Source organism: Pantoea sp. BS_8, from assembly GCF_041954965.1.
In the GTDB taxonomy this organism is placed as follows: domain Bacteria; phylum Pseudomonadota; class Gammaproteobacteria; order Enterobacterales; family Enterobacteriaceae; genus Pantoea; species Pantoea stewartii.
This window is the reverse complement of sequence record NZ_JAVAXU010000004.1, coordinates 217712-230452: the sequence shown is the minus strand read 5'-3', so window position 1 is coordinate 230452 and position 12741 is coordinate 217712. Positions and strand designations below refer to the sequence as shown.

Annotated in this window: 10 protein-coding genes; 7 read left to right on the top strand and 3 right to left on the bottom strand. The window is 55.2% G+C overall.

Going from position 1 to position 12741, the window contains the following annotated elements; all coding sequences use genetic code 11:
• The first annotated feature begins 46 nt into the window (after window positions 1-46).
• The 5 genes from RAC65_RS11365 to RAC65_RS11345 are packed head-to-tail and all read left to right on the top strand — an operon-like array spanning window position 47 to window position 5856.
• Window positions 47-544, top strand: coding sequence for a fimbrial protein (locus RAC65_RS11365; protein ID WP_226374626.1), 498 nt, complete (start codon window positions 47-49; stop codon window positions 542-544).
• Between the two features lie 39 nt (window positions 545-583).
• A complete protein-coding gene (locus tag RAC65_RS11360) occupies window positions 584-1273 on the top strand; it encodes a molecular chaperone (protein ID WP_375096715.1) in 690 nt (229 codons plus the stop codon).
• 5 nt (window positions 1274-1278) lie between these two features.
• Window positions 1279-3801 (top strand): fimbria/pilus outer membrane usher protein, encoded by a 2523-nt coding sequence (locus RAC65_RS11355; RefSeq protein ID WP_375096714.1) that lies wholly within the window; start codon window positions 1279-1281, stop codon window positions 3799-3801.
• Window positions 3802-3815: 14 nt separating this feature from the next.
• Window positions 3816-5099, top strand: a complete 1284-nt coding sequence (locus RAC65_RS11350) for a fimbrial protein (RefSeq protein WP_058702092.1) — start codon at window positions 3816-3818, stop codon at window positions 5097-5099.
• Between the two features lies 1 nt (window position 5100).
• Window positions 5101-5856, top strand: a complete 756-nt coding sequence (locus tag RAC65_RS11345) for a molecular chaperone (protein WP_375096713.1) — start codon at window positions 5101-5103, stop codon at window positions 5854-5856.
• 43 nt (window positions 5857-5899) lie between these two features.
• Here the strand turns inward: RAC65_RS11345 and RAC65_RS11340 are convergent, their stop codons facing one another.
• Window positions 5900-6901, bottom strand: coding sequence for a zinc-binding alcohol dehydrogenase family protein (locus RAC65_RS11340; protein ID WP_006118291.1), 1002 nt, complete (start codon window positions 6899-6901; stop codon window positions 5900-5902).
• A 96-nt stretch (window positions 6902-6997) separates the two neighbouring features.
• On the opposite strand from RAC65_RS11340, the gene RAC65_RS11335 reads away from it, so the two are divergent.
• Window positions 6998-7894, top strand: coding sequence for a LysR family transcriptional regulator (locus RAC65_RS11335; RefSeq protein WP_033740197.1), 897 nt, complete (start codon window positions 6998-7000; stop codon window positions 7892-7894).
• Window positions 7895-7930: 36 nt separating this feature from the next.
• Here RAC65_RS11335 and ettA read toward each other — a convergent pair whose 3' ends face one another.
• Both ettA and deoR read right to left on the bottom strand, forming a co-directional pair.
• Window positions 7931-9598, bottom strand: coding sequence for an energy-dependent translational throttle protein EttA (gene ettA / locus RAC65_RS11330; protein ID WP_006118292.1), 1668 nt, complete (start codon window positions 9596-9598; stop codon window positions 7931-7933).
• Window positions 9599-9795: 197 nt separating this feature from the next.
• Window positions 9796-10560, bottom strand: a complete 765-nt coding sequence (deoR, locus tag RAC65_RS11325; protein ID WP_033740198.1) for a DNA-binding transcriptional repressor DeoR — start codon at window positions 10558-10560, stop codon at window positions 9796-9798.
• A gap of 550 nt (window positions 10561-11110) precedes the next feature.
• Here deoR and RAC65_RS11320 point away from each other — a divergent pair.
• Window positions 11111-12697 carry a methyl-accepting chemotaxis protein gene (locus RAC65_RS11320; RefSeq protein ID WP_133745518.1) on the top strand — a complete coding sequence of 529 codons (1587 nt, stop codon included), beginning with the start codon at window positions 11111-11113 and terminating at the stop codon, window positions 12695-12697.
• The last annotated feature ends 44 nt before the right edge of the window (window positions 12698-12741 follow it).

Below are 12741 nucleotides of genomic sequence, written 5' to 3'. Positions count from 1 at the left end.
CTCTTTTTCACGCTGCATGACGCTTGTTGTATGGAGTGCGAGTTTAATGTCTTGCCATGTTTTTGCAGCCTCAGAAAATACAATTCGCTTTCAGGGTGAGGTCAATGCACAAACCTGTAACGTCAATGTTAATGATGCAACCGGCAGCCCGATTATTTTGCTGCCGACCGTTTCAACGGCCGAGTTGAGTACAGCAAAATCAACCGCCGGTAAAACACCTTTTACGATTAACTTAACCGGTTGCGTCGCACCGGACGCCGGATCAACACAGGCAATGGCAATTAATCTGGCTGGCAATAATATTTCGCCCACCGGCGATTTACTCAATACCGGCACCGCCGAAAACGTGGCGCTGCGTTTACTGGACAGTAACGACAACGCGATAGATTTGTCGGGTGGGACGGCCAGGGTCACCGGTATGACGCTCGAAAGCGGAAGCACCAGCGCATCGCAAAACTTTTCAGTCGTCTATTACAGCGACTCTGGAAAGGCGGGCGCCGGTACGGTTTTAAGTAGCGTTCAATATTCTGTCAGCTATCCCTAATCATCAGGCCCCCTTATTTTAAGGGGGCAGGAGAACCCTGTGTTGAAGTCTCTAGTTCTTCTTTTTCTGGCCTTTTCAGCCATGTTTTGTCAGGCAAACGTCGTATTAAATGGCACGCGCGTCATTGTAGACGGTGCGAAAAAAGAAAAAACGCTTCAGTTTACGAATACTGGCGATCAGCCAGCGCTGATTCAGATTCAGGCGATCAATCTCAATAATCATTCTGTCCCCCCTTTTGTGGCGTTGCCGCAAATATTCAGGATTGCTCCTGAAGCCGGCCAAACGGTAAAGCTCAACGTGACGGAGAATAATCTTCCTCAGGACAGAGAGTCACTGTTTTATATGGATTACACCGAGATCCCCTCGTTAAAAAAAGGGCTGGAGGATAAGAATAAACTCTATTTGATTATTAAGAACAGAGTAAAGGTTATCGTTCGCCCAAATGGACTGAATTTTTCCATGGATAACCTGAAGAATGCGCTCTCATACCATATTCAGGGACATGACATCGTTTTCCGCAATGCCTCGCCCTTTTACGCCAATATTCGATCTTTTGCGTTGGTTAAAGGAAATAACCGTGTTCCCTGGCATGAAGCCGTGACGCTGGCACCGTTTAGTGAGCAGCGTATTACGTTAAAAGGCCAGTCATCCCTTCAGGGATATACGCTTAACGCCGTTCTTATTAATGATTTTGGTGCCGACGAAAGAATAAACGTGAACGAAAAGTAGCAGAAATGAATATAGTCTCATTAGTCTTATTGTTCGCTTTGAGTCTGCTTTTCCTCCGGGGCGGTCAGGCGGCTGAAGGTCAGGATGACTATCTGTTTGATCCTGCTTTAGTGCGCGAAATGCTGCCTGGACAAATTGCGATGCCTGACAATGTGCAGGACGCCTGGTTCCAGCCCGGCCGCTATGATGTCGATCTTTATCTCAACGGTAAATTTCAACAGTCCACGTCGGTTGATATCGTTCGTGCGGGCAGAGCGCTTTCGGTATGCCTGCCGTTGTCCTTTTATCAGGCCTTCGGCGTCAAAGCCCACTATCTCACTGCGCTCAAGGCGAAAGACTGTGCCAGGCCCGATGCGCTTTTGACGGGCGCGTCAGTTAACGTGAATACGGGCAGCCTGCGTGTAGACGTTACCGTCCCACAGGCGATGCGGGTTCAGCGGCCCGTCGGCTATATCGCGCCCGAAAACCTGACGGCGGGCACGACCATGGGGTTCGTGAATTACAATCTGAACCAGTTCTATTCCGATTATAAAAATGCGCAGCGTTTCGAATCCACGTATCTGGGTATTAACAGTGGCATCAATGTCGGCATGTGGCGTTTTCGTCAACAGGGAAACTTTACGCATGACGAGGTCGGCAATCGCTGGCAAAGCGCCAGGGCCTGGGTACAACGTGCGCTGCCGTCATTACGAAGTGAGGCGGGCATAGGCGAGCTTTTCAGTAACGGCGATCTGTTTACGGCGGTCAGTTTCAACGGGGTCAGTCTGGACTCTGATGACCGTATGCTGCCGGATTCTGTTCGGGGTTATGCACCGCTGGTGCGCGGCGTGGCAAACAGCAATGCCCGCGTGACGGTCTGGCAGGGCAAGCAACGGATATATCAGACAACCGTGCCGCCAGGGCCGTTTACGATCAATGACCTGAGCCCGGTGAGCTATGGCGGCGATCTCAGCGTGGAGGTTCAGGAGTCTGACGGCAGCCTGCATCGTTTTAGTGTGCCGTATGCGGTCTTACCGCAGTCGCTGCGTCCAGGCCGGACAGACTACAACTTTGCCGCCGGTAAAGTCAGGGATTACAGCAAAGCCAACACCTTTACTGAGTTAACCGCCAGGCACGGCCTGAGCAATGCCATTACGCTGAACGGCGGCGTCAGGCTGGGTGAACGCTATCATGCCGTGCTGGCTGGCGGCGTCTGGGCTTCAGACACAGGGGCCGTGGGATTTAACAGCGCGTATTCCAGCGCGGTTCTGAACGGCGGTGAGTCGACCCAGGGATGGCGTTACGCACTGAGTTACAGCCGGACCTTTCAGCCCACGAATACCACTCTGACGTTTGCGGGCTACCAGTATTCCACCCAGGGTTACCGCGATCTCAACGACGTGATTGCACTGAATAATGCGGAAACGCCGGGCCGCAACAGTATTACCAGCGAATATATGCAGCGTACCCGCCTGCAGATGACCCTGAATCAGACGCTGGGGCAGTGGGGCAACATCTATCTCTCCGGCTCGAAGCAAAATTACTATGACGGTCGCTCACGGACGACACAGTTTCAGGTCGGTTATGGCACGGTGCTGCCCAAAAACATCGCACTGAATATTTCCCTGTCCCGCCAGTATTCGCGCAGAGCCTATGCCACCGATCCGCGCAGAGCTGTCATGGCTCAGTACGCAGACGAGACGTTTTATAAAGATACCCAGTTACAGGTCAGTGTCTCTGTGCCGCTGGGCACGGACGCCACTTCACCTTACCTGGCTCTGGGGGGATCCCGTGGAAGCCAGAACGGCAGTAATTACACAGCGTCGCTCAGCGGGCTGAGTGGTGAGAGCGGCACCAGCTACAGCCTGAATGTGAATCGCGATCAGCAGCAGCGTGACACGACAGTAAGCGGCAGCCTGGGCAAAACCTTTTCTGAGGCCAGCGTGACCGGTACTGCCTCGACCTCTTCACGGTTTAATCAGATGTCCGTTAACGCCATGGGGGCGGCGGTGATCCACAGCGGTGGTGTGACGTTAGGCCATTATCTGGGCGATACCTTCGCCCTCGTCGAGGCGAAAGGGGCCAGGGGCGCACGGATCCTGAACAGCCAGGGCAGTGAAATCGATCGCTTTGGCTATGCGCTGGTCCCTTCGCTCAACCCGTATCACTACAACACCATTACGCTGGGTGCCAGCGGCAGCGACGGTCATGTGGAAATTCAGGACAGCGAAAAAAGTGTCGCGCCTTATGCCGGTGCGATGGTGAAGGTGTCGTTCAGAACCTTACGCGGTTATCCCCTGATGCTGAAAACCCGCACGAATCGCGATGCTATGGTGCCTGTGGGCGCGGATCTGCTGGATGAGACGGGCAAGCGCGTGGGCACGTTTGGCCAGGGCGGCAATGCCTGGTTACGTGTGGCGAAAACCCAAGGCCGACTGAAAGCCGTCTGGGGTGACGATGCGCAATCGTCCTGTGTGATGGATTACCACATTCCTCAACCTGAACCTGACGCGGTGATGACCTACGCGGATGCCGTCTGTCGTTTTTAGATTCTAAGGTGTTAATGATGAAACGCGTTTTAGCGGTAATGACATTCTTTTTTTTGACCGCATGGCTCCCGGCTTATGCGACCTGCACCCGGGTCAACCCGGTCGATCAGGGCTGTGATGCCTGCGGTGCGCCACTTAACTTCGGCAATATCGCATTAATGAATCTGCGTTATCAGCCGGCCGGCACGGTGCTGGCCCGCTCGGTGTTTCGGGTCGTACCGGCTGTCAATAACAGCAATCCCGACCGTGTGTTGTACCAGTGTGATCTTGCCGATAAAGATCAGCTGTATGAGGTCTTCGCCACCAATGGCGACAGTAACGTTGGCGGCGCCTGGGACATGGGGGACAGTTATTTCCAGACCTACTTTCCCTATACCGCGTTAAAACTGGTTCACGTGCGCAGTGGCAGGCCCTTTACCCGTATCTGGCAAAAAGTACCGCTCACCCAGTATGAAATACAGGGAAATAAAATCCTGATCCGGGGACGCGACTTCAGCCCCATCAGCGCGGAGCTCATTCGTACCGACAGAAACAACCGCACGCCGGGTTACGCGTCGTGGGGCTGCCTCTGGGCGGCGGCCGATAATTACACTGGCTCCTACAGTTGCAACCAGCCCAATGGCTATGTGGTGTTTATGGGGCCGGGGATGAATGTGCCCGAAGCGGGTCAGGACAGCTGGAACCATTTTGAAACCTGGGGAACCGGACGTTACATGGCCTTTGGGATGAATACCGCGCCGGTCGCCACTCTGACGCAAAATATGACCCAAGGCTGCCGGGTGGAGAATTATACCGCAAACGTCCTTTTCCCCGGCATCAGCATCAATGCGCTCAATGAAGGCCAGGCGGTGACGGCGCCGCTCAGCATTACGCTGGCCTGTGCGAACGGAACCGAAAACCTCTCTGGCGTTCAGTCGGGTCAGCTGTCTCTGGGGTTTCAACCGAGCTACGCCGCGTGGCTGCAGGCGCAGCAGTTGGGACTGACGACGGGAGACGGTCTTTCGCGCTACCTGGTGTCCGATCATTACGACAGTTTACCGTCGCTGGCGAAAGGCGTGGGCATTCAGCTGGAAACGTCAGGTGGCCAGCCCGTCTCCTTTTTAAGCTGGAGCAGCTTCAGCGGGAGTGCGGGCTGGCGACCGGTGCTGGAGGACGCGCAGGTGATCAGCGGCAGCCAGCAGAATGACGAGAAACTGTATCAGCGTACTTTCAACGCCCGTCTAGCAAAGCTCCCGGGTAAAACGGTGACGGCGGGCCATGTTGATGCAACCGCATCTATCCTCATTCGGCTGCAATAAGATGAAAACGTTTCTTTGGTTATGGATGTGTATCGTGATTAACGCTCAGGCCGCGGTAATTCCGCAGCAAAGCCGACTGATCTTCCATCCCGGCGAGGTGCAAACCCCGTTACTGCTGGTTAACAGCGGCGACGCACCCGTGCTGATCCAGACCTGGGTCGACAGCGGCGCACCGGAAAAATCGCCGGGCAGTAAAGCCTTTCCTTTTGTCGCGCTTCCCGGCGTTTTTACGCTGAACAAAGATGAAAAAAAACAGATTACCGTTTTACGCACTGAGCTGGCCGCAACGCTGCCACAGGATCGGGAATCCCTTTACTGGCTCAATCTGTACGAAATCAGCGCCGTAAAAAAAGGAACGATACAGCCGGGCAGCGATAAGATCAGCATGGCGCTGAATACCCAACTTAAAGTGATCAACAGACCGTTTAAGAAGGCGATACCGTTTACGGCACGGGTGAACGCCGTCACCTTTCAGGTCAGGAAAATACAGGGGCAGGTTTTCATTCGTGCCACCAACCGTAGCGGCTACTTTTTCACGCCGGGCAAAATGACCGTGCGGGCAGGCGGAAAAGGCTACACCGTTTATCTGGACGGGGATAAAACGCTCGCGCCTTTTTCCAGCAAAGAGTATCCCCTGATGGGAAACGCGTCGCCTTCCGCGGCGAGCCAGATCCTTGTTGATTACACGGCGCTGGACGATGAGGGGAACCCGCAGGCTTTTACCGCGCCTGTGGCTCCCTCCGAGGAAGCCCCGTGAAACGGGGCGAGCGGATGCTGCACGGACCGGCATCCGCAGGTGATCAGTAAACCATGACCACTTTGCCGCGCATATGGCCTTCCAGTACACGCTGGTGGGCCGCTTCCAGGGTTTCCACACTTAACCCGTGCAGGGTTTCACTCAGGGTGGTTTGCAGCTTTCCGTCATCTAACAGGCGGGCAACGCTATTCAGAATCTCACCCTGTTGCGCCATATCCGGCGTGGTGAACATGCTGCGAGTGTACATAAACTCAAAGTGCAGCGAGGCGCTCTTAAGCTTCAGTTGATCCATTGACAGCGGATGTTCGTTCTCGACGATGGTGCAGATATGACCTTGGGGCGCGATGAGCTGGCTCATGGTTTCCCAGTGGCCGTCAGTGTCGTTAAGGCAGAAAATGTAGTCGACCTGCTTAATGCCGTGCTTTTCCAGCTCAGCGGGCATGTCTTTGTAGTTGATCACCAGGTCGGCCCCGCGATCGCGGCACCACTGGGCAGAGTCTTCCCGTGACGCGGTGGCAATCACTTTCGCCTTGCTGCGCATTTTCGCCAGCGGAATCGCCAGAGAGCCTACACCGCCTGCGCCGCCAACGATCAGCAGTGTTTGATCGTCACGCGCGGCTGCCATATCCAGTCGCTCGAACAAACCTTCCCAGGCGGTAAGCGCCGTTAAAGGAATCGCCGCAGAGGCCGCCCAGTCGAGCGTTTTCGGCTTATGGCCAGTGATACGGGAATCGACTAACTGTTCGGTGCTGTTACTGCCCGGGCGGGTAATATCGCCTGCATAGTACACTTCATCCCCGGGCTTGAAGCCCGTGACTTTGCTGCCGGTTTCCAGCACCACGCCGCTGGCATCCCAGCCGAGGATACGCGGCACCTGCAAACCATTTTTGATCGCGCCTTTATGCACCTTGGTATCCACCGGGTTGACCGAGGCGGCTTTTACCTGGACACGCAGGTCATACTCGCCGGGCACAGGCGTTTCCGGGAAAATTTCGGTAAAGTTTTTTGGGTTTTCGGGATCAACAGCAATCGCGCGGACAGACATAATTTATTCTCCTGTAGTGTTTCTTCAAGTGTAGAACCCCACCGCCAGGCTGATAAGATGGACAATAGTTATTAGAGTGTTCGTCTGAGGTGAACAATGGCGTTTCGTGAGTGGCAGGATATGGCGCTGTTTGCGCTGGTGGCGGAGTGCGGCAGCTTTACCGCTGCGGCAGAGCGGGCAGGTTTGCCCAAATCCAGCGTCAGTCAACGTATCAGCCAGCTTGAGCAGCGGCTGGGCATCCGGCTGTTAAACCGGACGACGCGCCAGCTTAACCTGACCTTTGCCGGGGAGCGTTATCTGCTGCACTGTCAGGAGATGATGCAGGCCAGCGAACGCGCCGAACAGGCGATTGCCAACCTGCGGGAAAATCCTAGCGGTCGCCTGCGCATCACCAGTCCGGCGGGCATTGGGGCAACCCTACTGGCGCGCTGTAACGCCGCGTTTTTACGGCGTTATCCTGATGTCACGCTGGACATTTCCGTTTCAGACGAGATTCGCGACCTGGTACAGGATGGCTTTGATCTTGCCTTACGCACCGGCCAGCCACAGGAATCGTCTCTGATTGGGCGGCGTGTCGGCTACTGCGAGCGATTGCTGGTGGCCTCGCAGACTTATCTCGATCAGCATCCGCCGGTTACTCATCCGCAGCAGCTGGCTGAACATCGCTGTATCGCGCACCGCGCCTGGAACGAGTGGGTGCTTAAACGCGACAGTCAGTATCATCGCTGGCTGCTGCCGCCCGCGCACCTGACCGACAATTTGCTCTATGCCCGCGAATCGGCGCTGGGGCATGCCGGCATTACGCTACTGCCGCGTTTCTTAACGGACGGGGAGATGCGCGATGCGCGCCTGGTGCAGGTGTTACCGGAATGGACGGTTGAGGGAAACGAGCTGTGGCTGGTCTATCCCAGTCGTAAACTGAATTCGCCCGCGCTGATGAGGTTTATTGAATTTGCGTTGCAGTCGTCGGTGTTTCGCGACTTTTACCGCTGAGGAAAAGAAAAGGGCGGCATTGCTGCCGCCCCTGAATCATTTGGCAATACGCTTGTACTTGATGCGCTTCGGCTCCAGCGCATCCGCGCCCAGCGTGCGTTTCTTGTACTCTTCGTATTCGGTAAAGTTACCTTCGAAGAACTCGATCTTCCCTTCATCCTGGTAGTCCAGAATGTGCGTCGCGATGCGGTCAAGGAACCAACGGTCATGCGAGATCACCATGGCACAGCCAGGGAATTCAAGCAGGGCGTTTTCCAGCGCGCGCAGGGTTTCAATGTCCAGGTCGTTGGTCGGTTCATCGAGCAGCAGCATGTTGCCGCCAACCTGCAGCAGTTTTGCCAGATGCAGACGGCCCCGCTCACCACCGGATAACTCACCGACGCGTTTGCCCTGATCAACGCCTTTAAAGTTAAAGCGTCCGACATAGGCGCGGCTTGGCATTTCCGTGTTGCCGATACGCATGATGTCCTGACCACCGGAGACTTCTTCCCACACGGTTTTGGCGTTATCCATGCTGTCACGGAACTGATCGACAGAGGCCAGCTTCACGGTTTCACCCAGCACGATCTCACCGGAATCCGGTTGTTCCTGACCAGACATCATGCGGAACAGCGTGGATTTACCGGCCCCGTTCGGACCGATGATGCCAACGATGGCACCTTTCGGTACCGAGAAGGACAGATCGTCAATCAGCACGCGGTCACCGTAGGATTTACGCAGGTGGCTGACTTCCAGCACCTTATCACCCAGGCGAGCACCCGGCGGAATAAACAGTTCGTTGGTTTCGTTACGTTTCTGGTAGTCGGTATTGTTCAGCTCTTCAAAGCGTGCCAGACGAGCTTTGCCTTTAGACTGCTGGCCTTTTGGCCCTTTACGTACCCACTCCAGCTCTTTCTCGATAGATTTACGACGGGCCGCTTCAGTCGAGGCTTCCTGTGCCAGACGGGCATCTTTCTGCTCCAGCCATGAAGAGTAGTTACCTTCCCACGGAATCCCCTCACCACGGTCAAGTTCCAGGATCCAGCCGGCGACGTTATCCAGGAAGTAACGGTCGTGGGTAATCGCGACCACGGTGCCTTCGAAGTCATGCAGGAAGCGCTCCAGCCAGGCGACCGATTCGGCGTCCAGGTGGTTCGTCGGTTCGTCCAGCAGCAGCATGTCTGGCTTTTCCAGCAGCAGGCGGCACAGCGCAACACGGCGGCGTTCACCACCGGACAGGTTCGCGATTTTGGCGTCCCAGTCTGGCAGGCGCAGCGCATCGGCTGCACGTTCCAGCTGTGTGTTCAGGTTATGGCCGTCGTGTGCCTGAATGATCTCTTCCAGACGTCCCTGCTCAGCTGCCAGCTTGTCAAAATCCGCATCTTCTTCGGCGTAAAGCGCATAAACCTCATCAAGGCGTTTCAGCGCGCCAACCACTTCCGACAGCGCTTCTTCAACGGATTCACGCACGGTGTGCTCAAGGTTGAGCTGCGGTTCCTGCGGCAGGTAACCAATTTTGATACCGGGCTGTGGACGGGCTTCCCCTTCGATGTCTTTATCGATGCCTGCCATGATGCGCAGCAGCGTCGATTTACCGGCACCGTTCAGGCCGAGTACGCCAATTTTCGCACCGGGGAAGAAGCTGAGGGAGATGTTTTTCAGAATATGACGCTTTGGCGGTACCACTTTGCCAACGCGATGCATGCTATAGACGAATTGAGCCACGTTGTATTGAGCCTCTGGGTCTGTTTGTCGTTTGGATGATGTCGAAGTTTAGCCTTTTTCGCCGCCTAATCACAGCCGAGGGGACGGGATTATTCGATGGCGGCCGCGGGTTCAGAATAACTGTTTGATTTATGTCCGTTGTCAGACCGACCCGGCACAGGGCTACGCGCATCAGAACGCCGGTGGACAGGCTGAAGTCAGGGCAGCCGCACGGGAATAGACTGTTGCGCTAACCACTGACTCAGCGTGGCATCTGGCGCGCTGTCGCTGACCAGCAGGTCGAAGCGTGAAAGCGCGCCAATGCGGGCCGGTAACACTTTCCCGTATTTACTGCTGTCCGCCACCAGAATCCGCTGGCGGGCGCGCCGCATGGCGTGGTGTTTCATGGGCAGTTCATTGAGGTTATAGCAGGTCGCGCCCTGATCGTGGCTGACGCCTGCCGCAGAAATAAAGGCCAGGTCAGGGCACAGGTCATCCAGAATGCACTGTCCGCCCACCGGCGTGAATAAGGCGTTATCCGCATGGAATTCACCGCCGCTCAGGATGACATGGCAGGCGGGCTTTTCTTTTAACGCCAGAAAAGTATTCATGGCACAGCAGATGGCGGTGAAGGGCAGGGCATCCGGAATGGCATCCACCACATAGGGCAAGGTCGTCCCGCAGTCGAAAAAGACGGTATCGTTCTCCCCGATCAGACCTGCCGCCGCCTGCGCCAGCTGCTGTTTGCGGGTGGCGTTTTGGCCGTGCTGATCGGAGACAAAATAGTGACCGGGTTGGCTTCTGGGATCGCTGACGATATAGCCGCCGAGCAGGACGACGCTGGATGTCGGTTCGCTCAGATCCCGGCGAATCGTCATCTCTGAGACGTCCAGCAACCGGGCGGCATCCTTCAGGTGAAGTTTATCGGTGCGCTTCAGTGCCAGAGCGAGTTTGCGCAGACGTTCGTCGCGGCGGGTTTCCATTGTCATCTCTGAACCTGTATTCCTTGAGGAGGACGTCATATGTCTGTTACACCGCGAAGGTGGCCGGTAACGGGGGCGTTCAACTCGCCCGTTTTCACTTCGTGACCTTTGATAAAGGCAAAAAAGAAGGCGTTGCATGCTCGACGCATCCGTTTTTTATCTTACCTGCAAAGCGATTATCCCGTAAATCGCTGGCATGCCACCCGGGGAACCGTACTGTAACCTGCAATAAGCCGATGTGTGATGTTGAAATTTTAACAATGTCTTTGCGCGATATCGGACGGTTTGTACCGCAGCGCAATATGCCAGTGCGCAGGTCGCACCGGTAATGCCCGCTGAGCAACCTCCGTTACAGGTCAAAGCGCACAGGCTGTGAAAGCGCAAGGCAAGATATTATGGGTAAAAATGTCGCTATTTGGGGGCTTTCTGTCACAAAAGTGTCACGTTATTTCCTCAACCGGCTCCATAAAGGTTGCTACCCGCCAGGACGATAATCAATGTGACGAAAGTCACGTTTGTTCTCCTATTTATTCATCAGGTAACAGTTTTTATGAAGCTCAATCGATTTAAAATTGGTCAAAGACTCGGTTTTCTTGCCACGTTGCTGCTGCTTGCAACCCTGTTGATGGGGGTGAACGGATTACGTGTTAACGGACAGGCTTTAGAGAACAGTCAGGCCGTTATGGCAAAGGAGATGCTCATTGCAGAAAGTATTGATACTGCGCGCAGCGCGCAGGTGCAGTTCAAAATACAAGTGCAGGAGTGGAAGAATATTCTGCTGCGTGGGACACAAGGACAAAATACATTTGATAAATATAAAACGGCCTTTTTGAATGAAAGCCAGAAAACGCAGCAATTATTGACCCGGCTCAGTCAGATTCAGGCCAAGCTGAACCTGCCAGTTGCCCCGGTTGAGCAGGCGCGCGCGGCGCATGCCGGGCTGGAACGCCAGTACCTGACGGCGCTGAACAGCTATGTTATCAACGACATCAGCAGCCCCGCGCGGGTCGATCATCAGGTAACGGGCATTGATCGTGCGCCCACCCAGCAAATCGATGCGCTGGTCACGTCGACCTTAGCGCGTGCGCAGGAAATGCATCGGGACATTGATGCGAGTAACCTTGCGCATTACCAACAAACGCGCCTGCTGTTGCTGATCGCAATGGGATGCATCCTGTTAGTAGGCGCGGGAATTACATGGTGGCTTATCCAGAGCATTACGCAACCGTTGAAACAGGCAATCACGATAGCCAAAACGGTAGCAGCGGGTGACCTGCGCGCCCGTATTAGCGTCAGCGGACATGATGAAACGGCACAATTGATGGCCGCACTGCGCGATATGAATACGAGCCTGACACGCATTGTGATCGGTGTTCGCGGTGGAACAGAAGCCATTGCGGCCACGACAGATCAGGTGGCACATGGCAGCCGTGAGCTTTCTTCACGTAATGAAGCGCAAGCCAGTGCGCTGGAAGAAACGGCGGCGTCAATGGAACAACTGACCTCTGTTGTAAAAATCAATGCAGAAAATGCCCATCATGCCAGCATCATTGCACGTGATACGCGCCAGCGCGCCGATGATGGCGGTGAGGTGGTCGAAAAAGTGGTCATTGCCATGGAAGATATCCATCAGTTTTCACGCGAAATTAATGACATCGTTACGGTAATTGACGGCATTGCTTTCCAGACGAATATTTTGGCCCTTAACGCGGCGGTAGAAGCCGCCCGTGCTGGTAACGACGGACGCGGTTTTGCCGTTGTCGCTTCAGAGGTCCGTGCACTGGCGCAGCGTTCCGCTACGGCGGCCCGCGAGATTCGGGGACTCACGGATCGATCGGTGACGCTGGTTGCGCAAGGCAATTCACTTGTAAAAGGCGCGGGGGCATCCATGCAGGCGATCGTTGAGAGCGTAAAACAGCTGTGTACGCTCATGGAGAATATCTCTGCTGCCAGCGCTGAACAGAGTGCCGGTATTGAACAAGTCAATTTGGCGGTGACGCATATGGATGCCGCGACGCAGCAAAACGCAACCTTATCACAGCAGTCAGCCCAGTCCGCACGGGCATTAGACCAGCAGGTCAGCGCGCTGGTTGAGAACGTCAGTGTATTCAGGCTTGATGCCCAGACCGCAATGTAGAACCGTGCCGGGGCTGAGCCTCTGCATCCCGTCATCTGTATTCA

What these genes read in the sequence shown, in the direction of transcription:
- RAC65_RS11365 (WP_226374626.1), top strand. Translation starts at nt 47, where the DNA reads ATGTCTTGCCATGTTTTTGCAGCCTCAGAAAATACAATTCGCTTTCAG.
- RAC65_RS11355 (WP_375096714.1), top strand. Translation starts at nt 1,279, where the DNA reads ATGAATATAGTCTCATTAGTCTTATTGTTCGCTTTGAGTCTGCTTTTC.
- RAC65_RS11350 (WP_058702092.1), top strand. Translation starts at nt 3,816, where the DNA reads ATGATGAAACGCGTTTTAGCGGTAATGACATTCTTTTTTTTGACCGCA.
- RAC65_RS11345 (WP_375096713.1), top strand. Translation starts at nt 5,101, where the DNA reads ATGAAAACGTTTCTTTGGTTATGGATGTGTATCGTGATTAACGCTCAG.
- RAC65_RS11340 (WP_006118291.1), bottom strand. Translation starts at nt 6,901, where the DNA reads ATGTCTGTCCGCGCGATTGCTGTTGATCCCGAAAACCCAAAAAACTTT.
- RAC65_RS11335 (WP_033740197.1), top strand. Translation starts at nt 6,998, where the DNA reads ATGGCGTTTCGTGAGTGGCAGGATATGGCGCTGTTTGCGCTGGTGGCG.
- deoR (WP_033740198.1), bottom strand. Translation starts at nt 10,560, where the DNA reads ATGGAAACCCGCCGCGACGAACGTCTGCGCAAACTCGCTCTGGCACTG.
- RAC65_RS11320 (WP_133745518.1), top strand. Translation starts at nt 11,111, where the DNA reads ATGAAGCTCAATCGATTTAAAATTGGTCAAAGACTCGGTTTTCTTGCC.